The following is a 22649-nucleotide window of genomic DNA, read 5'->3' as shown; positions in this document are numbered from 1 at the left end:
GCCGCCTCCGGGCGGTTTTTTATTGCCAATTTTGTTGTAATCGCCGGGTAGGCCACGACCGTCGGTCGTGGTTCCTTTCTTGACCACTGGGGAGTAGATCGAGATGAAGCGTTACCTGACCACACTGCCGTTGCTTGCCCTGCTGGCCTGCGCCAGCGCCCACGCCGACACCCTGTTGATCGACCGCACCAAGGAACAGGTGGCGCCGGTGGTGCCGGTGCGTGGCGAGACCACCAGCCAGGTCCTGAGCCGCTTCGGTGAGCCCAGCGAGAAGCTGGAGCCGCGCGGCGGCCAGAAGCGCCAGTGGCCGACCATCAACCGCTGGGTCTACCCGATGTTCACCGTCTACTTCGAAAAGCAGAAGGTGATCGACGTGGTGGCCAACAAGGCTGACAGCAACGAAGTCGGCCCGAAGCCGCCGATCCGCTGATCCATCAGAACGCCCGCCGCCCGGCGGGCCATCGCACCGAGACCATGAACGATACGCTCCGCTTTCCGGCCGAATGGGAATCCCAGTCCGCCATCCTGATCGCCTGGCCCCACGCCGACACCGACTGGGCCGACCGCCTGGGTGACGTCGAGGACACCTACATCGCGCTGGTCGCGGCCATCACCCGCTTCCAGCCGGTGGTGATCATCGTGGCCGATGACGACCTGGAGGCGTACGCCGACGCGCGCCTGCGCTCCAACCGGATCGACACCGACCGCGTGCGTTTCGTCACCGCGCCGTACGACGACACCTGGCTGCGCGATTCGGGCCCGATCACGCTGCGCCGCGCCGACGGCGGCTTCCGCCTGCTGGACTTCCGCTTCACCGGCTGGGGCGGCAAGTTCGAGGCCAGCCTGGACGACCAGCTGGTGGGCGTGCTGCACGCCGCCAACCTGTTCGCCGACGCGGAGCTGCAGAGCATTCCGTTCGCGCTGGAAGGCGGCGCCATCGAGACCGACGGCGCGGGCACCCTGCTCACCACCTGGAAGTGCCTGCACGAACGCCACCCGGACCGGGATCGTGCGTCGCTGAGCGCGGACATGGCAAGCTGGCTGGCGCAGGACCGGGTGCTGTGGCTGGACCACGGCTACCTGGAAGGCGACGACACCGACGCGCACATCGACACGCTGGCGCGGTTCGCGTCGGTGGACAGCATTGTCTACCAGGCCTGCGATGACGCCAGCGATTCGCACCATGCCGAGCTGCAGGCGATGGGCAAGGAACTGGCCGCGCTGCGCACCGCCGATGGGCAGCCGTACCGACTGTTCCCGCTGCCGTGGGCACGCCCGGTGATCGACGAAGGCCGCCGCCTGGCCGCGTCCTACGCCAATTACCTGATCCTCAACGGCGCGGTACTGATGCCGGCCTACGGTGACGTGGCCGACGACGCGGCACGCGACGTACTGGCCCAGGCCTACCCGGACCACGAGATCGTGCAGGTGCCCTGCCGCTCGCTGATCTGGCAGAACGGCAGCCTGCACTGCATCACCATGCAGTTGCCGGCTGGGTTGCTGGCGGCGTAACGCACTTCGGCAATCGCGAGTTTCCCAGGCGCCGGGCTTTGCCCGGCGCTTTTTGTTTTGGGCGAACAGCCGGTGGGCCTCGCATGGTCTGAGCTGGGCCGGCGGGTGCGGGGGTACGGGGGGCGCCGTGAACCCATCCCTGGGGGCTCTTGCGAAACATCCATGTTTCGCAAAGCCCCCGTACCCCCGCCCCCGCCGACCCTCGACGGTGTGTTGGTGGCCATGGGAGATCAACGGCGGTGCCGGTCATGTTCACGCGTTACCGGGAGTTTCGCCGAGCCGTAGAGCCACGCCCTGCGTGGCTGCTCTTCCATGCGTAGCCGACCCACTATCGGGGCCGGCCGGCGGGCAGCCCACGTAGGGACTGTCAAAAACATGGATGTTTTTGCCAAGCCCCCATGGATGGGTTTACGGCGTGTCCCGTAGTGGGCTGCCCGTCGGCCGGCCCAGCCCGTAAAGGTGAACAGCTGCTCTTCGCGACCAGAGACGCACCCCATTTATCGCCCAGCACGCCGCACACACCCATCCGCGATAAACTGCGTTTTTCCCCCTGCAGGACCCGCCCCGGATGAGCTCACGCCACACCCTTTCCGTCGCCCTGATCCAGGAGCGCAACCACGGTGACGCGGCCGCCAACCTGGCCGTGATCGAAACGCGCGTGGCTGAAGCGGCTGCCCAGGGTGCCAAGCTGGTCCTGCTGCAGGAACTGCACAACGGCGCGTACTTCTGCCAGCACGAATCGGTGGATGAGTTCGACCTGGCCGAACCGATCCCCGGGCCGAGCACCGAGCGCCTTGGCGCGCTTGCGAAGAAGCATGGCGTGGTGATCGTCGGCTCGCTGTTCGAGCGGCGCGCCGCCGGCCTGTACCACAACACCGCCGTGGTCTTCGAAAAGGACGGCACCCTGCTGGGCAAGTATCGCAAGATGCACATCCCGGACGATCCCGGCTTCTATGAGAAGTTCTACTTCACCCCCGGCGACATCGGCTTCAAGCCGATCGATACCTCGGTGGGTCGCCTTGGCGTGCTCGTCTGCTGGGATCAGTGGTACCCCGAAGCCGCGCGCCTGATGGCGCTGGCCGGTGCCGAACTGCTGCTCTACCCCACCGCCATCGGCTGGGATCCGGATGACCAGAAGGACGAACAGGGCCGCCAGCGCGATGCCTGGGTGCTCAGCCACCGCGGCCATGCCGTGGCCAACGGCGTGCCCGTGCTGAGCTGCAACCGCGTCGGCCATGAGCCGTCGCCGCTGGGCGCCTCCGGCATCCAGTTCTGGGGCAACAGCCACGTGCTGGGCCCGCAGGGTGAGTTCATCGCCGAAGCCGGTGGCGAACCGACCGTTCTGGTCTGCGATGTCGACCTGCAGCGCAGCGAACACGTGCGCCGCATATGGCCGTTCCTGCGCGACCGCCGCATCGACGCCTATGGCGACCTGCTCAAGCGCTACATCGACTGACCTTCCCACAGGAACCCTGCCCCGTGACCGTGCTGCTGCGCGACGCCACCGATGCCGACATTGCGGCCATCACCGCCATCTATGCGGTGGAAGTAACCGACTTCGTCAACACCTATGAGTACGACGTTCCGGATGCGGCCGAGATGCAGCGGCGCATGCACGACATCGTCGCACGCGGTTTCCCGTACATCGTGGCCGAGGTTGACGGCCACGTGGCCGGCTACGCCTATGCCAACACCTACCGAGGGCGTATCGCCTACCAGTGGACGGTCGAAAACTCCGTCTACGTCGATGCCGCGTTCCAGGGCAAGGGCGTCGGCACCGCGCTGATGCAGGGCCTGATCGACGCCTGCGTCGCGCGTGGCTACCGGCAGATGGTGGCAGTGATCGGCGAACCGACCAACACCGCATCGATCAAGCTGCACGAACGCTTCGGCTTCCACCTGGTCGGCATTTTCCGTGGCTTGGGCCGCAAGCATGGGCGCTGGCTGGATACGGTGCAGATGCAGCGCGCGCTCGGCGACGGTGCCGACAGCGCCCCTTCGAATGAATGATGAAATGACTGAAAACCTGATGGACGACAACGGCGACACCCTGTTCGCCGGCCAGCCCGTGCGCGTGGTCGAGCGCGACGGCGTGCGCTATACCCTGCTGGGCACCGCGCACGTCTCGCAGGCCAGCGTGGAGGTGGTGGAACGGGCCATCAACAGCGGCCGCTTCGATGCGGTCGCGGTGGAGCTTGATCCGCAGCGCCTGCAGGCGCTGACCAATCCCGATGCGTTGGCCAAACTGGACCTGGTCGAAGTGATCCGCAAGGGCCGCGTGGCGCTGTTCGCCGCGAACCTCGCCCTGGCCGCCTACCAGCGGCGGCTGGCCGAGCAGCTGGGCATCGAGCCCGGTGCCGAGCTCAAGCGCGCAGTCGGCCTGGCCAACGCGCACAACCTGCCGGTGCACCTGATCGACCGCGAAGTGGGCCTGACCTTCAAGCGCGCCTCGCAGCGGCTGGGCTTCTTCGGCAAGATCAAACTGGTCATGGGCCTGGGCGCCGGCCTGTTCGCCTCCGACGACGTCGGCGAAGACGAGATCGAGAAGCTCAAGCAGGGTGACATGCTCGAAGCAAGCTTCGGCGAGTTCGCCAGCGAAAGCCCGGCACTGTACGAAACCATCATCGGCGAGCGCGACCGCTACATGGCCACCCGCCTGCGCGAAGTGCACGATCCGGCCCAGCGCGAAGTGCTGGCCGTGGTCGGTGCCGGCCATCTGGCCGGGCTGGCGAAGTACCTGGAATCGGACACCGAAGCGCCCGGCCCGCTGCGCGCGTCGCTGGAAGACGTGCCGAAGAAGCGCAACATTCCGTGGATCACGCTGACCATCCTGGCAGTGGTGTTGGCCGGTATTGCCGTGGGGTTCTATCGCGGTGGACTGGGCGTGGGCACCGAGCTGCTGGCGGTGTGGGCGATGTACACCGGCGGCCTGGCCGGGTTGGGCTGCCTGCTGGCCGGCAGCCATCCGCTGAGCATCCTCACCGCCATCGTGGTGGCACCGTTCAAGCCATTCCGCCTGAGCATCCCGACGGGCGCCTTTGCCGCGCTGGTCGAGGCGCGCCTGCGCAAGCCGGCGTACGAGGATTTCCTCAAGCTGCGCGATGACGCGCAGAGCGTGCGCGGCTGGTACCGCAACCGGGTCACCCGGGTGGTGCTGACCTTCATGCTGACCAACCTGGGCAGCATGCTGGGTTTGTGGCTCACTGGCTTCCAGGTCTGGAACAAGGTCGGCGGCTGACGGCGCCGTACCGACCAACGGTCGGTACCTACCCACGGGGATCGGAACCGTAGGTATCGACCGTTGGTCGATACGAAAAGGGCCACGCATTGCGTGGCCCTTTTCATTCATGCCGGTTCGATCACCGCGCCGCTGCCCTTGGGCGGCAATCCCCTCGCCCGCCGCACGATGCGGGCCACGTTGATGCTCATGTCGTCGAGCATGGCGTAGATGGTCGGCAGGAACAGCAGGCTGACCACGGTGGAGAACGCCAGGCCGCCGGCAATGGCGCGCGCCATCGGATAGTACGGCGGGCCATCGCCCAGCAACTGGGTGTCGGTGAGCGAGATCGGGACCATCGCCAGGATCGCCGTGCCCATCGTCATCATGATCGGGCGCAGGCGCTCGCGCGAGCCTTCCACCAGCGCCTGGGTGCGGGCCAGGCCGCGCCGGCGCAGGTTGTTGATGTGCTCGATCATCACGATGCCGTTGTTCACCACCACCCCCATCAGCACCAGGATGCCGATGAAGGACATGATCCCGAACGAGGTACCGGTGAGCCAGAACAACCAGAACACCCCGAAGATCGAGAACAGCACCCCGCTCATGATGGCGGCCGGGAACAGCAGCGATTCGAACACCGCCGCCATCACCACGTAGATCATCACCAGCGCGATGACCAGGTTGAACAGCATCTGCTGCATGGCCTCGTTGTCGTCACCGAAGTCACCGCCGTCGAAGGTGAAGTTGTACCCGGCCGGGAAGCTCATCGGCTTGAGGGTTTCCTCCATCGCCTTGCGGCCTTCCGGCGCGGTCACCTTCTCGGCCAGGTTGGCCTTGATGGTCAGCGTGGTCTGGCGGTTGGTACGGCCGACGCGGGTGGCGGACGGCTTGATGCTGACATCGACCAGGCTCAGCAGCGGTACCGAGCGACCGTCGCCGGTGCGCACGGTGAAGCTGGCCAGGTCTTCCGGGCTGCTCTGTTCGGCACCGGCAAAGCGCACCCACACCGGAACTTCACTGTCACCGCGACGGAACTCGCGCAGCGGTGCACCGCGCAGCGCCAGGCCGACAAAGCTGGCAACCTGCTCGGCATTGAAGCCGAACGCAGCGGCACGCTCGCGGTCCACGTGGATGGACAACTCGCTGCCCTTCTCGCCATTGTCGATGCGTACATCGCGCAGTTCCTTGCGCTGGGCCAGCAACGGCACCACGTCTTCGCCGATCTCCTGCAGCATCTGGGTCGAATCACCGACCAGCTGCACTTCCACGCCCTTGCTGCCACCGCCACCGCCGCCATCGCCGCCCTGGTTGCCGACGATGTAATCGGCGCGCGCCGAGCGCGGCAGTCCCTTGCGCAGCGACTCCTGCACGGCGGCCATGTTGCCCGCGTGCTTCTGGTCCAGAGTGACAATCGTGCTGCTGCCTTCCTGTTCGCTGTACCAGGAATACACCTGGGTTATGTGCAGCTTCTCGCGGTTCTGGTCCAGGTACTGCTCCACCCGCAGGATCTCGTCGGACATCTGCGCGCGGGTGAAGGCCCCCTTCCAGTTGTAGCCGATGAAGACATCGGTGCCACCTTCGCCACCGAACATGTCGATCTTGGTCAGCTTCATCGGCACCAGGCTGACCAGCACCACCATGATGATGCCGAACACGCTCCAGCCGCGGTGTTCCAGCGTCCATTGCAGCAGCTGGGCATAGCGGCGCTGCAGGCGGGCGATCACGCCGGTCTGCGAGTGCACCAGCTTGGGCGTCTGCATGCGCGCGGACAGCATCGGGATCAGGCTCACCGCCACCAGCCACGAGGCCATCAGCGAGACCGAGATGGTGATCGCGATCTGCGCCATGAAGATGCTGATGTTGTTGGTTTCGCCAAACAGGTTGGGCACGAACACGATGCAGTGGCACAGGGTGCCGGCGCTGAGCGCGATGGCCACGTTGCGGGTGCCGATGATCGAGGCCTGCACCGGCTGGTCGGGCATGCGTTCGCGTTCCTGGTAGATGCTTTCCACCACCACCACGGCGTTGTCCACCAGCATGCCGACCGCCAGCAGCAGGCCCATCATGGTCAGGATGTTGAGGGTCACCCCGACGAAGTACATGAAGCCCAGGGTGATCACGAAACAGATCGGGATCGCCAGGGTCACCATCAGCGTCGACGGCCAATGGCGCAGGAAGAAGAACAGCACCGTCACCGACAGCAGCAGGCCGACCGCGCCGGCTTCGGCCAGCTCCAGCAGCGAGGACGTCACCGTCTTGCCCTGGTTGTCGATCACCTTGATGTTCACATCGCGCATCGACGGCTGCCGGCGGATGGCTTCCACCTCGGCCAGCGCGCCTCGCGAGACTTCCACCAGGTTGGCGCTGCGCTCCTTGTAGATGTCCAGGCCCACCGCCGGATTGCCATCCAGGCGACGGCCGTAGTTCATCCGCGCCGCCTTGAGCCGCACGTCGGCAATGTCGCCCAGGCGCAGACCCTTGGTATCGATGACCAGGTCGCGCAGTTCCTGCAGGTCGGTGATTTCACCGACCGGCTGGATCCGTACCCGCTGGCCGTTGTCGTCGATCTGCCCGGCCGAGATCGAGAAGTTGAGCGTGCGCAGGCGGTCGCTGAGTTCGTTGATGCTCAGGTTGTGCGCGGTCAGGCGATCGGCATCGATCGCGATTTCCACCTCATTGGGTGGCGCCCCGGAAATCTCCACCCGGGCCACGCCGGGAATGCGCTCGATCCGCCGCTTGAACTCACGGTCGAGCATGTCGTAGGCACCGGTCAGGTCCGACGCACTGGCCAGGCGCACCTTCAGGACCGGCTCGTCGCTGCTGGACCACTTGAACACGTTGTAGCGCTGCAGGTCATCGGGCAGGTCGCTGCGGATCGCGTCGATGCGCTCGCGTGCGTCGGAGGCGGCGATGGCGATGTCGCGGTCCCAGTCGGTGAACTCGATGAAGATGCTGGCACCTTCGGCGGTCGCCTGGGAGCGCATGCGCTTGATCCCGGTCATCGTGGCCAGCGCTTCCTCGGTTGGCCGGATGATGGTGCGCTCCACTTCCTCCGGGGTCGAGCCGGTGTAGGGCACCTGCACGAACAGGAACGGTGCGGAGATGTCCGGCAGTGCCTCCAGCGGCAACCGGAACGAGGCGATCAGGCCCACCACCACCAGTGAGACGAAGCACATGATGGTGGTGATGGGACGGCGGATGGAGAACTCGGCGATGCTCATGCCGGCTCCTGGGCCGCACCACCGGCGGTGCTGGCATCGGGCGTACCGCGGTGGTGATGGCGGCCACGTTCGCGGTAATAGGCATCGCCACGGCGATCAAGCAGGTCGTACACCACCGGGATCACCAGCAGGGTGAGCAGCGTGGACACCAGCAGGCCGCCGATCACGGTGATCGCCATCGGGGCGCGCACTTCGGCACCCTCGCCCATCGCCACCGCCAGCGGCAGGAAGCCGAACAGCGTGCACAGGGTGGTCATGATGATCGGGCGCAGGCGCGAGCGCGCGCCCTCCACCAGCGCCTCATGCTTGGCCACGCCGGCCTCGCGCAGCTGGTTGACCTTGTCGATCAGGATGATCGCGTTCTTGGTCACCAGCCCCACCAGCAGGATCAGGCCGATGAACACCACCACCGAGATCGGCTTGCCGGTGAGCATCAGCGCCAGGATCGCACCGACCAGCGCCAGCGGAATGGTGAACAGGATGACGAACGGGTGCAGCAGCGATTCGAACTGCGACGCCATCACCAGGTAGACCAGGAAGATCGCCAGGCCGAAGGCGAAGATCAGCGAGCGCGCCGATTCGGCCAGCTCCTCGCCCTGCCCACCGATGTGCATGCTGACGCCGGCACCCAGCGGGTCATTGGCGACCATGTCCTGTACTTCGCGCACCGCGCCGCCCAGGTCGATGTCGCGCAGATTGGCCGACACCACCGCCACGCGGGTCTGGTCGGCCCGGTGGATCTCGCTGGGGCCGTTGGTGGCCACCACGTCGGCCACCGCGTCCAGCGTCACCGGGCGTGTGCTGCCCGGGTTGACGATCAACCGGCGGATGCTCTCCACGCTGGCGCGGTCGCCTTCCTGGGCGCGCACCAGCACGTCGATCTTGCGGTCACGGAAGCTGTAGCGCGTGGCCACGTCGCCGCGCACCTTCTTGACCACCACGTCGGCGATCTGCCGCGTGGTCAGGCCCAGCGCACCGGCGCGCTCCTGGTCGAAGCGGATCTGGATTTCCGGGAAGCCCTCTTCCACGGTCGATTTCACGTCGGCGTAGTGCGGGTTGCTGCGCAACCGCGCGGCCAGCGCCTGCCCGGCACGTTCCAGGGTGGCCATGTCCTGCCCGCGCAGCTCCACTTCCAGCGGCGTGGAGAAGCTGAACAGTGCGGGCCGCGCGAAGTCGACCTGCACGCCCGGGTGGCCCTGCATCGAAGCGCGCAGGCGCTCGGTGATGGCCGCCTCGGTGCGGGCACTGCCGCCGTCGGCCATCACCACGGTGAGCTTGCCGATGTTCTCGCCGCTCTCGGTCGGGCTGGCATCCAGCCGCGTGCCGCTGCCGCTCACCCCGTACAGCGAGGTGATGCTGTCGTCCTTGGCGTGGGCCAGCTGCAGCTCGCGCACCAGCGTATCGGTCTGCTTCAGCGGCGTGCCGGCCGGCAGCTTTGCGGTCATCTCAAAGCGATCCTGGGCCAGCTGCGGAATCAGGTCCGCGCCCAGCATCGGCACCAGCGCCAGCGTAGCCACGAAGGCCAGCGCCGCCATGCCCAGTACCTTACCCGGGTGGGCCAGTGCGTTCGGCAGCAGGCGCAGGTAACCGCGCTCGGCACCGGCGTACGGCTTCATGGCCAGGTCGCTGGCCTTGCGCATCACCGGGCCGATCACCGCCACCAGCAGGCGCCACACGCGCACGATGGCCCACGCGATGCCGAACACGGTCCAGCGGACCAGCGCGCCGAAACCGCGGCGGCTCCCGGCGACCGGCTTGAGCCAGCGACGCTGCGGCTGCCATGCGGCATGCGCGGGCTCTTCCGGGAACGCCAGCGGCGGGCGGCCCTTGAGCGAGCTCAGCATCGGGATCAGGGTCATCGCCACCAGCAGCGAGATCGCGATGGCGATCGCCACGGTCAGCGCCTGGTCGCGGAACAGCTGGCCGGCGATGCCGTCGACGAACACCAGCGGCAGGAACACCGCGATGGTGGTCAGGGTGGAGGCGACCACGGCCATGCTGACTTCGCGGGTGCCGGTGATGGCCGCCTGCAGGATGCCCAGGCCGCGTTCGCGCGCCTTGGCGATGCTTTCCAGCACCACGATGGAATCGTCCACCACCAGGCCGGTGGCCAGCGCCAGCCCGCCCAGCGACATCACGTTCAAGCTCAGCCCCAGCTGGCCCATGAAGAAGAACGTGGTGATGATCGAGACCGGCAGCGACAGGCTGATCACGAACGTGCTCCAGCCATCGCGCAGGAACAGGAAGATGATCAGGATGGCCAGCAGGCCGCCGATCACCGCATCTTTCTTGACGTCGCTGATGGCGTGCTCGATGAAGCGCGACTGGTCCTCGATGGTGGTCAGTTCGGCATCACCGGGAATCTGCGCCTTGATCTGCTCAAGCTTTGCGCGCAGTGCTTCGGCGGTGGCCACCGTGTTGGCATCGCCTTCCTTGTAGATGGCCAGTTCCACCGCTTCGCGGCCGCCCAGGCGGATGATCGCTTCGCGTTCCTTGAAGCCCTGGCGCACCGTGGCCACGTCCTTCAGCCGCACCGGCACGCCGTTGGCCACGGTGGTGGAGCTGCTGCTGGAAGCGCTCTGCGCGGCGGACGCGGCGGCGACCGCGGCATCCGAACCGGTCGAGGCGGCGATGGCGAACATCTGCTGCATGGCCGCGTCGGCGGCACTGCCGTTGCTGCCCTGGGTGGTCACCAGCAGGTTGCGGATGTCTTCCAGGTCGGCGAACTGGTTGACGGTACGCACCAGGAAGCGCTGCGACCCTTCTTCCAGGCGGCCGCCGGAGATGTTGATGTTCTCTTCCTTCAGCCGCTTGATGACGGTATCGATCGGCAGGTTGAGCTGGGCCAGCTTCTGCTGGTCGATGTCGACCTGGATTTCATCTTCCAGGCCGCCGCCCACCTTCACCGCCGCCACGCCGGCCACCGGTTCGAGCTTCTTCTTCAGGTCTTCATCGGCATAGCGGCGCAGCGCGGTGAGCTGGCGCACGGCGTCGGCATCGCTGGCCGGGTCGTCCTTGGCCGCGATCACCAGGCGCATGATCGGCGCGGTGGAGGGATTGAAGCGCAGCAGCACCGGGGCCTTGGCCTCCAGTGGCAGGTTCAGCGCTTCCATCTTGTCGCGCACCTCCAGGCTGGCCTGGTCCATGTTGGTGCCCCACGCGAATTCAAGCACCACATCGCTCTGCCCGGTGCGCGAGATCGACTTCAGCTTGCGCAGGTTCTTGACCACGCCCACCGCCTCTTCGACCGGTTCGGTGATCAGCGTTTCGATCTCGGTCGGCGCCGCGCCGGTGTATTCGGTGCGCACGGTCAACGTGGGATAGCTCAGGTCCGGCAGCAGGTTGACCTTGAGGTTGCCCAGCGCGATCAGGCCGAACAGCACCAGGGTGATCATGAACATGAAGATGGTGACGCGGCGGCGGGTGGCGAATTCCACCAGGCCGCCACCAGGCGCCGCCGGGCCTTCGCCCGGCTGCGGCTCGTTACCGTGGTCGTGCCCGGCCGAACTCATTGACGGGTCTCCGCCTTGGCCGGGGCGGCCTTGCTGGCCACCGCGGTGGCCGGCTTGTCGCCGATCACCTGCACAGCGGTGCCGTCGCGCAGGGCGACCTTGCCGGCCGTCACCACCTTGTCTCCCTCGGCCAGGCCCTCGCGGATCTCCACCCACGGGCCTTCGGCGTAGCCCAGCTTGACCGGCACGCGGGCAACCTTGCCCGCGCGCACGCGGAACACCGCCGGGTCACCGTCGTCGAGCAGCGCCAGGCGCGGCACCACCAGCGCGTCGGCGCGCTGGTCGTAGTCGATGCGGATCCGCCCGAACATGCCCGGCTGCAGGCCGGCGGCATCTTCGCCGAAGCCGCTGACCACGCGGAAGGTGCCGCTGCCGGCGTCGACCACCGGGGAAATGCGGTCCACGGTGCCGGGGAAGGACTTACCCGGCAGCGCGTCGGCCACCAGGGTTACCGGCTGCCCGGCACGCAGCGTGGCCAGTTCGCGCTCGGGCACGTTGAGCGTGGCTTCCAGCCGCGAGTTGTCGACGATGCGGAAGATCGGCGTATTGATCTGCACGAAGTTGCCGGTCTTGATCGAGCGCGATGCGATCACGCCGGAGATCGGCGCCACCACCGTGGTGTAGGACAGTTCCAGGGTCGCCAGGCGGTACTGCGCGCGCGCGTTTTCCAGGTCGTAGCGCAGCTGGTCGACATCGGCGGCGCTGACCATCTGCTGGCCCACCAGTTTCTGGGCGCGCTGGTAGCTGTTCTCCAGCTTGCGCATCTGCGCTTCGCTCTGGGCCACGGCCAGGCGCGCCCGGTCCGGGTCCAGCCGCACCAGCGGCTGCCCGGCGCGAACCTGCTGGCCCTCCTCGACCATTACGGCCAGGGCCACGCCCGACGTTTTCGCCACCACCTGCGATTCGGCGCGCGCTTCCAGCGCGGCGGTGCCGGTGTAGCTGGCGGCGACCGCACGGCGGCTGGCCGCTACCGCCTCCACCGGGACGGCGTCGGGAGCTTTTTCGGCCTTGGGATCCTTCTCGGCCGCCGCGGCATCGCCGGCGGGGCCACCGGCGCCGCAACCGCCCAGCAGCAGGGTCGTAGTGATCAGCAGCGCCGCGGCGCAGGTTCCGGTGCGGCCGGGCAGAAGAGAGATTCGCAACATCGTCGTGTCCCTGAAGGATGCGTGAGCAGGTGTGGTAGCAAAGTAATGCACCACGTCACGACAACACCATATCCCAAAGGTCATGGTGACCTGCGACCACTCGTCGGCACTGCCCGGTTTCAGCTAGATGAAAACGCAGGCTATACTCGGGACAGTTCCGTACCCCACGCCGGAACGACCAGAACCCGTATACCGGAAACGACATCATGCGCCCGCAGCCGCTCGCCGCTTGTCTTGCTCTGGCCGTCCTCCTGCCCTTCGGGGTTGCCGTCCAGGCCGCACCTGCTCCTGCCGTACCCGCGCCACCCGCCGCTGCCCCGGCAGCCGCGCCCGCCGCCCCGCCTGCCCTGACCGGCAGCTTCGACAATGGCCGCGTGCTGGCCTACACCTGCCAGGGGTGCCACGGCATCACCGGCTACAAGAACGCGTACCCCAGCTACCGGGTGCCCAAGATCGGTGGGCAGACCCAGCAGTACCTCAGCCAGGCCCTGAGCGAGTACCGCCAGGGCAAACGCCGGCATCCCACGATGCAGGCGCAGTCCATGAGTTTCTCTGAACAGGAGATCGCCGATCTCGCTGTTTACCTGTCCACCGTCAAATAAGCGCGCTCATGACGAAAGCCACGCCCTTCAAGCGTCACGCCATCGCCCTGTCCGTTGCCCTGCTGCTGGCTGCCTGTTCGCAGTCGCAGGTGGAAAACAGCGCAGATTCCGCCGCCGACCCGGGCCACGCCAGTGGCGAGCACGGGTCAGGCTCCTCCGCCGGCCTGCCGGCGGGCCGCATCGCCGCCGGTGAAGCGCGGGCCAAGGTCAAGGGCAAGGCGACCGGGCAGAGCTGCATCGACTGCCACGGCGCCGACGGCAACCAGCCGATCGACCCTACCTACCCGAAGCTGGGTGGGCAGTACGGCGATTACCTGGCCCACGCCCTGCAGGCCTACCGCGCCGGGGACCGCCAGCATCCGCTGATGACCGGGCAGGCCACCGACCTGAGCGACCAGGACATTGCCGACCTGGCCGCGTACTTCGGTTCGCGGCCGAGCCAGTTGCGGGATCTGCACGGGCTGAAGTAGCGCCACGCCCTGCGTGGCTGCTCTCCGTTCCGGGGTCATGAACGCCGGAAGGAGGGTTTCGGTCGGGTTTGAACGCCGGCAGGATATTGAGCGCGTGTCGATCACGCGCCGGGATGGTTTGCCGCGCTGCGCGCGGTCGCCGACTGACAGTCGGCGCTACGAATTGCTGGCGATCGCATGACGATTTGGATACGTCCGGAACGAACGCATGACGATCCGGATGCGTCCGGAACGAACGCACGACGATCCGGATACGTCCGGAACGAACGCATGACGATCCGGATGCGTCCGGAACGAACGCACGACGATCCGGATGCGCCAGCGCCGGTAGAGCCGACTGTTAGTCGGCTGCCTTTACCCGGGGACGCGCGTCAGGAATCCAGCTCTTCCCACCGCTTGTACGACGCATCCAGCTCAGCCTGCACCGCACCCAGCTTCTGGGTGTGTGCGGCCATGTCCGGCGCGCTGCGCTGGTAGAACGCGGGATCGTTCATCGCGGCGGTCAGGCCTTCGACATCCTTTTCCAGCGTTTCGATCTTCAACGGCAGCTGCTCCAGCTCGCGCTGGTCCTTGAAGCTGAGCTTGCGCCTGGGTGCTGCCGATGCCGCCTGTGCCGCCGCTGCCGGCGCGGCAGCCGGCCTGGCCGCAGGCACCGACGCCGCGGCCGTTGCCGCTTCCACGCGTGCCGCATGCCGTTGCCAGTCGGTGTAGCCCCCCACGTACTCGCCGACCACGCCATCGCCTTCCATCACCATCGTGGAGGTCACCACGTTGTCGAGGAAGTCGCGGTCATGGCTGACCAGCAGCAGCGTGCCGGTGTAATCACCAAGCAGCTCTTCGAGCAGCTCCAGCGTTTCCACGTCGAGATCGTTGGTCGGTTCGTCCATCACCAGCAGGTTGGACGGCTGCGCGAACAGCTTGGCCAGCAGCAGCCGGTTGCGCTCGCCGCCGGACAGGCGGGTGATCGGCGCGCGCGCACGCTCGGGCGTGAACAGGAAATCCTGCAGGTACGCATGCACGTGCTTGCGCTTGCCGTTGACCTCGAGGAAATCGCGGCCTTCGGCCACGTTCTCGATCGCGGTCCAGTCCTCGCGCAGCACCGAACGGTACTGGTCGAAGTAGGCGATCTGCAGGTTGGTGCCGGCGCGCACTTCGCCGCTGTCCGGCGCCAGGTCGCCCAGCAGCAGCTTGAGCAGCGTGGTCTTGCCGCTGCCGTTGGGACCGATCAGGCCGATCCGGTCGCCGCGCAGGATGGTGGTACTGAAATCCTTGACCATCACCCGCTCGCCGAACGCGAACGAAATGTCCTTGACGTCGATGACCTTCTTGCCGGAATTCTCCGCCTGCGAGGCTTCCATGCGCACGTTGCCGCCGAGTTCACGGCGCTGCGAACGCTCGCTGCGCATCGCCTTGAGGCGGCGCACGCGGCCTTCGTCGCGGGTGCGGCGGGCCTTGATGCCCTGGCGGATCCAGACCTCTTCCTGCGCCAGCATCTTGTCGAAGCGCGCGTTTTCCTGTGCCTGCGCGTTCAAGCGCTCTTCGCGGCGGCGTTCGTAGTTGGCCCAGTCGCCCGGCCAGCTGGTGACCTGGCCGCGATCGATCTCGACAATGCGGGTGGCCAACGCACGCAGGAAGCGGCGGTCATGGGTGACGAACACCACGCTGCCGTTCCAGTTCTTGAGGAACATTTCCAGCCAGTCGATGGCTTCGATGTCCAGGTGGTTGGTCGGTTCGTCCAGCAGCAGCAGGTCCGGCGCGGACACCAGCGCGCGGCCGAGCAGCACGCGGCGCTTCATGCCGCCGGACAAGCGCGCGAATTCGGCATCGCCGTCCAGGTCGAGCTTGGTCAGCGTTTCGCTCACACGCTGGTCCAGTCCCCAGCCGTTGGCGGCATCGATCTTGGCCTGCACCGCCGACAGCGCATCGCCATCGAACTCGTCGGCCACGCTGAGGTGGTGGAATTCGGCCAGCCACTGGCCCAGCTCGCCCAGGCCATCGGCGACCACGTCGAACACGCTGCCGGCCGCGCCGTGCGGCACTTCCTGCTCCAGCCGGGTGATGCGCACCCCCTGCTGCACGCGCACTTCTCCGTCGTCGGGCTTGTGGTCGCCGGACAGCAGCTTGAGCAGGGTGGATTTGCCGGCGCCGTTGCGGCCGATCAGGGCGATGCGTTCGCCCGGCTCGATCGACAGTTCGGCTTTTTCCAGCAACAGCGGGCCGCCGACGCTGAAGTCGACGTTTTGCAGAGTAATCAGAGGCATCCCGCCATTGTACGGGCTGGCGGCCTGCGGCGTCGCTCAGCCGGACGCAAAAGCGGATGCCGGCAGTCCCAGCAGTGCGGCCAGTTCCGCCGGCACCCGCTTGCCCGGGTGGCGCACCACCCACAGCTGACGCGACAGGGGCGGCAGCGGCGTCTGCAGGACCCGCAGGCTGCCCAGCGCGACCAGATCGGCCACGGCGTGCCGCGACAGGCAGGCCAGGCCCAGCCCCGCCGCCGCCGCCTGCTTGATCGCCTCGGTGCTGCCCAGCTGCATGGCGCGCCCGAAGTGGTGCAGGTACGGCAGGAGGGCCTGCTCAACCGCCTCGCGGGTGCCCGAGCCGGGCTCGCGAAGCAGCCAGCGCGCCGCGGCCAGTGACGCGACATCCACCGCATCCGGCAACGGCGAGGCGGCCGCCGCCACGATGACCAGGGCATCGCGCTGCCAGGGCAGCACCTCCAGGCCGCTTTCGTGGCACGGTCCTTCGATCAGGCCCAGGTCGACCTCCAACCGCTGCACGGCCGCCACCACGTCGGCGCTGTTGCCGATCCGCAGGTCCACCTGGGCCTGCGGATTTGCCGCCAGCAGCGAAGCCACCCGGGTCGGCAGCAGGTAATTGCCGATGGTAGTGCTCGCGCCTATCCGCAATTGCAGGGCCAGCGTGCCGGCCGCGTGCGACTGCCCCGCCCCGGCCTGCTGTTCCAGCTCCCTCGCCGCCACCAGCAGCGCGCGGGCCGGGTCAAGCAACGCGCGCCCGGTGGCGTTGAGCACCAGCCGGCGCCCGATCCGGTCAAACAGAGGTGCGGGAAGCTGCCCCTCCAGTTCGTTGAGGGCGGCGCTGGTGGCCGACTGCGAAAGCTGGAGCTGGGCGCCCGCCGCAGCGGTGGATCCGGCATCGGCCACGCTCAAGAAAACCTGCCATTGGCGCAGCGTCAGACGCATCGTGGATTAACCTTCTTTGTCGGTTGATTCGACAAAAACAATGCGTTTTACCAGTTGAATGGTCAAGGGCACGCTGTAGCCCTGTTTCGACGAGAGCGAACCGTGACCATCTCAATGGTGAGCGCACCCACCGCGGGTGCATTCCAACGCTGGCGCAGCCGGGTGCCCGGCCTGCTGCTGACCGCCAGCCTGGCGGCAGCGGGCATCGGCCTGTCCTCCGTGCCATGGCTGCAGGCGCACGGCATCAGTGCACTCACCCTGGCCATCGTGCTGGGCATCGCACTGGGCAACACCGTGTACCCGCACCTGGCCGCATCGTCGGCAGACGGTGTGGGCTTCGCCAAGCACTGGCTGCTGCGCGCCGGCATCGTCCTGTACGGCATGCGCCTGACCTTCCAGGACATCGGCCAGGTCGGCGCAGGCGGCGTGCTGATTGACGCACTGGTATTGATCAGCACCTTCGGGCTGGCGTGCTGGGCCGGCACGCGCTGGCTTGGGATCGACCGCGATACCGCGATGCTGATCGGCGCCGGCAGCGCGATCTGCGGGGCGGCCGCGGTGATGGCCGCCGCGCCGGTGGTACGCGGCCGCGCCGAACAGGCCACCGTGGCGGTGTCGACCGTGGTGGTGTTCGGCACGCTGGCGATGTTCCTGTATCCGGCGCTGTACCAGCTCAACCTGGAACACGCCTGGCTGGCGCTGGGTGAACAGGCCTATGGGGTGTTCACCGGCTCGACGGTGCATGAAGTGGCCCAGGTGGTGGCGGCCGGGCGCGCGGTCAGCGAAAGCGCCGCCGATACCGCCGTGATCGCCAAGATGGTGCGCGTGATGATGCTCGCCCCGTTCCTGGTGGCGCTGTCGCTGCTGCTGGCCCGCGGCCATGCGACGCAGCCCGGCACGGCGCGGGCCAGGATCGTGGTGCCCTGGTTTGCGTTCGGTTTCGTGGCGGTGGCGGGCATCAACTCGCTGCACCTGCTGCCGCCCGCCGTGGTCGGCGCGGCCATCGACCTGGATACCGTGCTGCTGGCCATGGCGATGGCCGCGCTGGGCCTGACCACCCACGTGTCCGCCCTGCGCCGGGCGGGGCCGAAGCCACTGCTGCTGGCGCTGCTGCTGTTTGCATGGCTGCTCGGCGGTGGGTTGGGGATCAACCTGGCGGTTCACTGGCTGATCGGCTGAGCGGGTAGAATGTGGCATGAACGAATTCTCCGAACTGCCCCTGTCGGCCTCGCTGGCGGCGGGCATCGACGCGCTGGGCTATACCCAGATGACTCCCGTGCAGGCGCAGGCGCTGCCCGCCATCCTCGCCCGTCGCGACCTGATCGCCCAGGCGCCCACCGGCAGCGGCAAGACCGCGGCCTTCGGTCTGGGGCTGCTGCAGGCGCTGGACCCGGCGGTGATCCGCGCGCAGGCGCTGGTGCTGTGCCCCACCCGCGAACTGGCCGACCAGGTCGGCAAGCAGATCCGCAAGCTGGCCACCGGCATTCCCAACCTCAAGCTGGTGGTGCTGACCGGTGGCATGCCGCTGGCGCCCCAGCTGGCGTCGCTGGAAGCACACGACCCGCACGTGGTGGTCGGCACGCCCGGCCGCATCCAGGAACTGGGCCGCAAGCGCGCCCTGAAGCTGGGCGGGGTGACCACGCTGGTGCTGGACGAAGCCGACCGCATGCTCGACATGGGCTTTGAAGAACCGATCCGCGAAATCGCCGGGCGCACCAGCAAGGACCGCCAGACGCTGCTGTTCTCGGCCACCTACCCCGACGAGATCCGCGAGATCGCGCGCGTGCTGCTGCGCGATCCGGTGGAAGTGACCGTGGAAGGCGCCGACCACGCCCCGGCGATCCGCCACCTGTTCTGCGAAGTGGACCTGGCCAGCAAGCAGAAGGCGCTGGCCGGCCTGCTGCTGAAGTACACGCCGGAATCGACCGTGGTGTTCTGCAACACCCGCCGCGACGTGGATGACGTGGCCGTATCGCTGCAGCAGTTCGGCTTCTCCGCGTTGCCGCTGCATGGCGAAATGGAACAGCGCGACCGTGACGAAGTGCTGGTGCGCTTCGCCAACCGCAGCTGCAACGTGTTGGTAGCCAGCGACGTGGCCGCGCGCGGGCTGGACGTGCAGGACCTGGCGGCGGTGATCAATTACGAGCTGCCCACCGACATTGAAACCTACGAACACCGCGTGGGCCGCACCGGCCGCGCCGGCGCCACCGGGCTGGCGATCAGCCTGGTGACCCACCGCGAGCGCAACCGCGCCGACGCGCTGGAAGCGGCGCAGGGCAAGCCGCTGGACTGGCAGAAGACCCCGCTGGCCACGGCGCGCCCGGCGGTCCTGCCGCAGGCGGCGATGGAAACGCTGCGCATCGACGGCGGCAAGACCGACAAGCTGCGCCCCGGCGACATCCTGGGGGCATTGACCGGCGATGCCGGGCTGTCGGCCAAGGTGATCGGCAAGATCGACATCTACGCCACCCGTTCCTACGTGGCGATCGCCCGCGAACACGTGGGCAAGGCCATCGCCCGCCTGGAAGCGGGCAAGATCAAGGGCCGGCGTTTCCGCGTGCGGAAGATGTAATCAGTACACCAGGTTCGCGACCAGCGGCACATCGCTGGTCCAGCGTTCGCGGCCGCAGAGGCCAGCCAGTTCGACCAGCACGGCGGCGCCGAGCACCTCCACCTGCAGCTGCCTGGCCAGCGACAGCGCGGCCAGCAGCGTGCCGCCGGTGGCGAGCACGTCGTCCACGACCAGCACGCGCGCGCCCGGCGGCAATGCATCGGCATGCACTTCGATGCTGTCGGTGCGGTATTCCAGCGTGTAGTCCTGCTTCAGCGTGCGACCGGGCAGCTTGCCCGGCTTGCGCACGGGCACGAAGCCAACGCCCAGTACGCGGGCCATCGCCGCGCCGAGGATGAAGCCGCGCGACTCGATGCCCATCACCGCATCCAGCCGTGCCTCGCGCCACGGCGCGACCATCGCGTCGATGGCAGCGGCGAAATCATCGCCATCGGCCAGCAGCGGCATGATGTCCTTGAACAGGATGCCCGGCTTGGGGAAATCAGCGACGTCGCGCAGGCGGCTGGCCCATGCGGGCGTGGCGGGAAGATCGGTCATGGCGGGAGACAACGAATGGGTGGCATAGGGTAACCCGGCCTCATGAACTGCAGGACAGCATCGAGCAGCCGGCCTTGTTGCGCGCCCACTCCGGCCGCTTGGCCGCATAGTGTTCACGCCCGGGCTGGACCTCATACGGACGACGCAGCACCTCCTGCAGCGTGTGCACGCCACTGAGGTCGCCCTGCCCCGCCAGCTCGATGGCTTCCTGCGCCAGCCAGTTGCGCAGCACGTACAGCGGATTGGCCGCGGCCATGCGCTCCCGGCGCTGCACGGGGTCGAGGGCGTCTGCCTGCAGCCTGGCCGCATACCGCTGCAACCACTGCTGGAGCGCAGGCAGCACGGCCTCACGTCGTGCCTCGCTGTAGAACGCCTCTTCCAGTACGGCGAGCCGGGGCGCCTGCGGATCGAGGTCGATCAGGCCACGGAACGCGAGCGTCATGTCCATCTCGCCATCGTGCAGGAGCGTCAGCCAGTCCGCCATCAACGCCAGGTCCGCGTCCTGGCACTCGGCAAGGCCCAGCTTGGCGGCAATGTCGTCACGCTCGCAGCGCGCATGCACGGCCTGGAAACGCGCCAGGCCGTCGTGCAGCGGGGCCACGTCCTCGAACAGCGGCGACAGCGCCTGCGCCAGCCGGGTCAGGTTCCAGTACGCCACCTGCGGCTGGGTGCCGAAGCGGTAACGGCGGCCCTGCGCATCGGTGGTGTTGGGGGTCCAGTCCGGATCGTAGTCGTCCACCCAGCCATACGGACCGCAATCGATGGTGAGGCCGAGGATGGACAGGTTGTCGGTGTTCATCACCCCGTGCACGAAGCCGACGCGCATCCAGTGCGCCACCAGCTCCGCCGTGCGCTCGCAGACCTGCGCGAACCAGGCGGCGTACCGTTGTTCGCCGGCATCGTCCAGTTCGGGAAAATCGCGCGCGATGCACAGGTTTACCAGCTGCCGCAGCAACGCCACGTCACCGCGCGACGCCGGCAGCTCGAAGCTGCCAAAGCGCAGGAACGAGGGCGCCACCCGGCACACCACCGCACCCGGTTCCGCTTCGGGATGGCCGTCGTAGAACATGTCGCGCACCACGCTGTCACCCGTGGCCACCAGGCTGAGCGCGCGCGTGGTCGGCACGCCCAGGTGATGCATTGCTTCGCTGCAGAGGAATTCGCGGATCGACGAGCGCAACACGGCACGACCATCGGCCCCGCGCGAATAAGGTGTGCGCCCTGCCCCCTTCAGCTGCAGCTCCCAGCGCGCACCCTCCGGCGCCAGCAGCTCGCCCAGTGAAATGGCACGGCCGTCGCCCAGCTGGCCGGCCCAGTGCCCGAACTGGTGCCCGCCATAGTTGGCGGCCCAGGGCTGCATGCCGTCATACAGGGCGTTGCCGCCGAACACGCGGGCAAAATCCGGGCTGTCCAGCAGATCCTGGCCCAGGCCCAACTGCTCCGCGAGTTCAGGTGAGTACGCCAGCAGCCTGGGCGCGGCTACCGGCGTGGGCATCACTGCCGACCACGCCGCGCCGCGCACCTCGCGCACGCGGGGGCCGGTTTCGTCGTCGCCGGGCAGCTCCCGGATGAATCGGTTGTCGAAGCGCAGCGGTTCAGTGCTCATCACGACAAGGTGGGGGCGTCGGAACGCCCCCGCAAGCTCAGGCCGCGCCCGCGCCCAGGTCGAGCGGGCCACCGCGCTCCACGGCACGCTGGAACGCGGGGCGCTGTGCGATCCGGGCCAGGAATGCCTGCAGCTTGGGGTAGCGCTCCATGCTGCCGGCGCGCGAGGCCGCGGCCTGGATCGGGAAGCTCATCTGGATGTCGGCGGCGGTGAAGCGCTCACCCGCGAACCAGGGCGAGCTGGCCAGTTCGCGCTCCATCCAGTCCAGGTGCAGCTTCAACTGCGGGCCAACGAAGCCCTTCATCACCTTGTCGGCGATTCCGCGTGCGATGGGTTTGGCAAAGAACGGCATCGGCGCCTTGCGTACCCGCGCGAACACCAGGCTCATCAGCAGCGGTGGCATCGCCGACCCTTCCGCGTAATGCATCCAGTAGCGGTAGCGCACGCGCTCGGCGGCCTGCGCCGGCATCGGCTCGGGCGACAGCTGGCGGCCACTGTCGTAGCGGTCAGCGAGGTATTCCAGGATCGCGCCGGATTCGGCCAGGACCAGGGCATCGTCCTGCAGCACGGGCGATTTGCCCAGCGGATGGATGTCGCGCAGCGCCTGCGGGGCCAGCCAGGTTTTCGGGTCACGCTGGTAGGTAACCAGCTGGTATGGCAGGTTCAGCTCTTCAAGCATCCACAGCACGCGCTGTGAGCGCGAGTGGTCCAGATGGTGCACCTTGATCATCGGCAGGTCCGCAGGGGGGCAAACGCCCATGCTACCCGCAATAAAAAACGCCGGGAGCTTTCGCTTCCGGCGTTTATTGGCACCTTGCGGTGGCAGGAGCCTATTAGGCGGCCTGCACCTGGTCAGCCTGCATGCCCTTCTGGCCCTGCACGGCGACGAAGGTCACCTTCTGGCCTTCCTGCAGCGACTTGAAGCCGGTGCCCTGGATGGCACGGAAGTGCACGAACAGGTCCGGGCCGCTTTCCGGGGTGATGAAGCCGAAGCCCTTGGCATCGTTGAACCACTTGACGGTACCGCTCTGACGATCAGACATGTAACTAAC

General features: G+C 67.5%; 18 protein-coding genes. 9 read left to right on the top strand and 9 right to left on the bottom strand.

The genetic code is table 11. The features are described 5' to 3' along the window. Nucleotides 1–103: 103 nt before the first annotated feature. The 5 genes from V9K91_RS13350 to V9K91_RS13330 all read left to right on the top strand — a co-directional run bounded on the left by V9K91_RS13350 (nt 104) and on the right by V9K91_RS13330 (nt 4750). On the top strand, nt 104–430 hold the full coding sequence (locus tag V9K91_RS13350) for a hypothetical protein (protein WP_068851273.1): 327 nt from the start codon (nt 104–106) through the stop codon (nt 428–430). A gap of 44 nt (nt 431–474) precedes the next feature. Beyond that, nucleotides 475–1512, top strand: coding sequence for an agmatine deiminase family protein (locus V9K91_RS13345; RefSeq protein ID WP_095364623.1), 1038 nt, complete (start codon nt 475–477; stop codon nt 1510–1512). A gap of 568 nt (nt 1513–2080) precedes the next feature. After that, complete coding sequence (locus tag V9K91_RS13340) at nt 2081–2968, top strand: carbon-nitrogen hydrolase (protein WP_095364215.1); 888 nt, start codon at nt 2081–2083, stop codon at nt 2966–2968. A 23-nt stretch (nt 2969–2991) separates the two neighbouring features. After that, a complete protein-coding gene (locus tag V9K91_RS13335) occupies nt 2992–3522 on the top strand; it encodes a GNAT family N-acetyltransferase (protein ID WP_095364214.1) in 531 nt (176 codons plus the stop codon). Continuing rightward, nucleotides 3515–4750: a TraB/GumN family protein gene (locus V9K91_RS13330; RefSeq protein WP_068851262.1), complete on the top strand. Its 1236-nt coding sequence runs from the start codon at nt 3515–3517 to the stop codon at nt 4748–4750. Before V9K91_RS13335 ends, V9K91_RS13330 begins: the two co-directional genes overlap by 8 nt. Before the next feature lie 107 nt (nt 4751–4857). Here V9K91_RS13330 and V9K91_RS13325 read toward each other — a convergent pair whose 3' ends face one another. The 3 genes from V9K91_RS13325 to V9K91_RS13315 are packed head-to-tail and all read right to left on the bottom strand — an operon-like array spanning nt 4858 to nt 12610. Further along, nucleotides 4858–7953: an efflux RND transporter permease subunit gene (locus V9K91_RS13325; protein WP_095364213.1), complete on the bottom strand. Its 3096-nt coding sequence runs from the start codon at nt 7951–7953 to the stop codon at nt 4858–4860. Further along, nucleotides 7950–11465 (bottom strand): efflux RND transporter permease subunit, encoded by a 3516-nt coding sequence (locus V9K91_RS13320; RefSeq protein WP_095364212.1) that lies wholly within the window; start codon nt 11463–11465, stop codon nt 7950–7952. Before V9K91_RS13320 ends, V9K91_RS13325 begins: the two co-directional genes overlap by 4 nt. Next, a complete protein-coding gene (locus tag V9K91_RS13315; protein ID WP_068851252.1) occupies nt 11462–12610 on the bottom strand; it encodes an efflux RND transporter periplasmic adaptor subunit in 1149 nt (382 codons plus the stop codon). The genes V9K91_RS13320 and V9K91_RS13315 overlap by 4 nt, the downstream gene beginning before the upstream one ends. A 206-nt stretch (nt 12611–12816) precedes the next feature. Between V9K91_RS13315 and V9K91_RS13310 the strand changes: the two genes are divergently transcribed. After that, nucleotides 12817–13212 (top strand): c-type cytochrome, encoded by a 396-nt coding sequence (locus tag V9K91_RS13310; RefSeq protein ID WP_068851249.1) that lies wholly within the window; start codon nt 12817–12819, stop codon nt 13210–13212. An 8-nt stretch (nt 13213–13220) separates the two neighbouring features. Continuing rightward, the gene (locus V9K91_RS13305; protein ID WP_068851246.1) at nt 13221–13682 is read left to right on the top strand and encodes a cytochrome c; all 462 of its coding nucleotides are present in this window, start codon (nt 13221–13223) and stop codon (nt 13680–13682) included. A gap of 371 nt (nt 13683–14053) precedes the next feature. Here the strand turns inward: V9K91_RS13305 and V9K91_RS13300 are convergent, their stop codons facing one another. Both V9K91_RS13300 and V9K91_RS13295 read right to left on the bottom strand, forming a co-directional pair. After that, a complete protein-coding gene (locus tag V9K91_RS13300; RefSeq protein ID WP_095364211.1) occupies nt 14054–15943 on the bottom strand; it encodes an ATP-binding cassette domain-containing protein in 1890 nt (629 codons plus the stop codon). 36 nt (nt 15944–15979) lie between these two features. Further along, the gene (locus tag V9K91_RS13295) at nt 15980–16882 is read right to left on the bottom strand and encodes a LysR family transcriptional regulator (RefSeq protein WP_336443371.1); all 903 of its coding nucleotides are present in this window, start codon (nt 16880–16882) and stop codon (nt 15980–15982) included. A 114-nt stretch (nt 16883–16996) separates the two neighbouring features. Here V9K91_RS13295 and V9K91_RS13290 point away from each other — a divergent pair, with 114 nt between their 5' ends. After that, on the top strand, nt 16997–18061 hold the full coding sequence (locus V9K91_RS13290; RefSeq protein ID WP_095364209.1) for a YeiH family protein: 1065 nt from the start codon (nt 16997–16999) through the stop codon (nt 18059–18061). Between the two features lie 16 nt (nt 18062–18077). Then, nucleotides 18078–19454, top strand: coding sequence for an ATP-dependent RNA helicase DbpA (gene dbpA / locus V9K91_RS13285; RefSeq protein ID WP_068851234.1), 1377 nt, complete (start codon nt 18078–18080; stop codon nt 19452–19454). Here dbpA and V9K91_RS13280 read toward each other — a convergent pair whose 3' ends face one another. The 4 genes from V9K91_RS13280 to V9K91_RS13265 form a co-directional block, all read right to left on the bottom strand. Beyond that, nucleotides 19455–19991 (bottom strand): adenine phosphoribosyltransferase, encoded by a 537-nt coding sequence (locus tag V9K91_RS13280; RefSeq protein WP_336443370.1) that lies wholly within the window; start codon nt 19989–19991, stop codon nt 19455–19457. Between the two features lie 40 nt (nt 19992–20031). Next, nucleotides 20032–21597 carry a protein adenylyltransferase SelO family protein gene (locus tag V9K91_RS13275; protein ID WP_336443369.1) on the bottom strand — a complete coding sequence of 522 codons (1566 nt, stop codon included), beginning with the start codon at nt 21595–21597 and terminating at the stop codon, nt 20032–20034. 37 nt (nt 21598–21634) lie between these two features. Beyond that, nucleotides 21635–22327 carry a glutathione S-transferase gene (locus V9K91_RS13270; protein ID WP_095364207.1) on the bottom strand — a complete coding sequence of 231 codons (693 nt, stop codon included), beginning with the start codon at nt 22325–22327 and terminating at the stop codon, nt 21635–21637. A gap of 103 nt (nt 22328–22430) precedes the next feature. Next, entirely contained in the window at nt 22431–22640 is a 210-nt protein-coding gene (locus V9K91_RS13265) for a cold-shock protein (protein WP_068851222.1), read from the bottom strand. Nucleotides 22641–22649: the final 9 nt, after the last annotated feature.

Source organism: Stenotrophomonas sp. CCNWLW57 (genome assembly GCF_037203925.1).
Classification (GTDB): Bacteria; Pseudomonadota; Gammaproteobacteria; order Xanthomonadales; family Xanthomonadaceae; genus Stenotrophomonas; species Stenotrophomonas rhizophila_A.
This window is presented reverse-complemented; position numbering and strand designations above follow the sequence as displayed.

Coding starts and splice junctions, on each gene's coding strand:
- V9K91_RS13350 (WP_068851273.1), top strand. CDS start 104: ATGAAGCGTTACCTGACCACACTGCCGTTGCTTGCCCTGCTGGCCTGC.
- V9K91_RS13345 (WP_095364623.1), top strand. CDS start 475: ATGAACGATACGCTCCGCTTTCCGGCCGAATGGGAATCCCAGTCCGCC.
- V9K91_RS13340 (WP_095364215.1), top strand. CDS start 2,081: ATGAGCTCACGCCACACCCTTTCCGTCGCCCTGATCCAGGAGCGCAAC.
- V9K91_RS13330 (WP_068851262.1), top strand. CDS start 3,515: ATGAATGATGAAATGACTGAAAACCTGATGGACGACAACGGCGACACC.
- V9K91_RS13325 (WP_095364213.1), bottom strand. CDS start 7,953: ATGAGCATCGCCGAGTTCTCCATCCGCCGTCCCATCACCACCATCATG.
- V9K91_RS13320 (WP_095364212.1), bottom strand. CDS start 11,465: ATGAGTTCGGCCGGGCACGACCACGGTAACGAGCCGCAGCCGGGCGAA.
- V9K91_RS13315 (WP_068851252.1), bottom strand. CDS start 12,610: ATGTTGCGAATCTCTCTTCTGCCCGGCCGCACCGGAACCTGCGCCGCG.
- V9K91_RS13310 (WP_068851249.1), top strand. CDS start 12,817: ATGCGCCCGCAGCCGCTCGCCGCTTGTCTTGCTCTGGCCGTCCTCCTG.
- V9K91_RS13305 (WP_068851246.1), top strand. CDS start 13,221: ATGACGAAAGCCACGCCCTTCAAGCGTCACGCCATCGCCCTGTCCGTT.
- V9K91_RS13300 (WP_095364211.1), bottom strand. CDS start 15,943: ATGCCTCTGATTACTCTGCAAAACGTCGACTTCAGCGTCGGCGGCCCG.
- V9K91_RS13295 (WP_336443371.1), bottom strand. CDS start 16,882: ATGCGTCTGACGCTGCGCCAATGGCAGGTTTTCTTGAGCGTGGCCGAT.
- V9K91_RS13290 (WP_095364209.1), top strand. CDS start 16,997: ATGGTGAGCGCACCCACCGCGGGTGCATTCCAACGCTGGCGCAGCCGG.
- dbpA (WP_068851234.1), top strand. CDS start 18,078: ATGAACGAATTCTCCGAACTGCCCCTGTCGGCCTCGCTGGCGGCGGGC.
- V9K91_RS13280 (WP_336443370.1), bottom strand. CDS start 19,991: ATGACCGATCTTCCCGCCACGCCCGCATGGGCCAGCCGCCTGCGCGAC.
- V9K91_RS13275 (WP_336443369.1), bottom strand. CDS start 21,597: ATGAGCACTGAACCGCTGCGCTTCGACAACCGATTCATCCGGGAGCTG.
- V9K91_RS13270 (WP_095364207.1), bottom strand. CDS start 22,327: ATGATCAAGGTGCACCATCTGGACCACTCGCGCTCACAGCGCGTGCTG.
- V9K91_RS13265 (WP_068851222.1), bottom strand. CDS start 22,640: ATGTCTGATCGTCAGAGCGGTACCGTCAAGTGGTTCAACGATGCCAAG.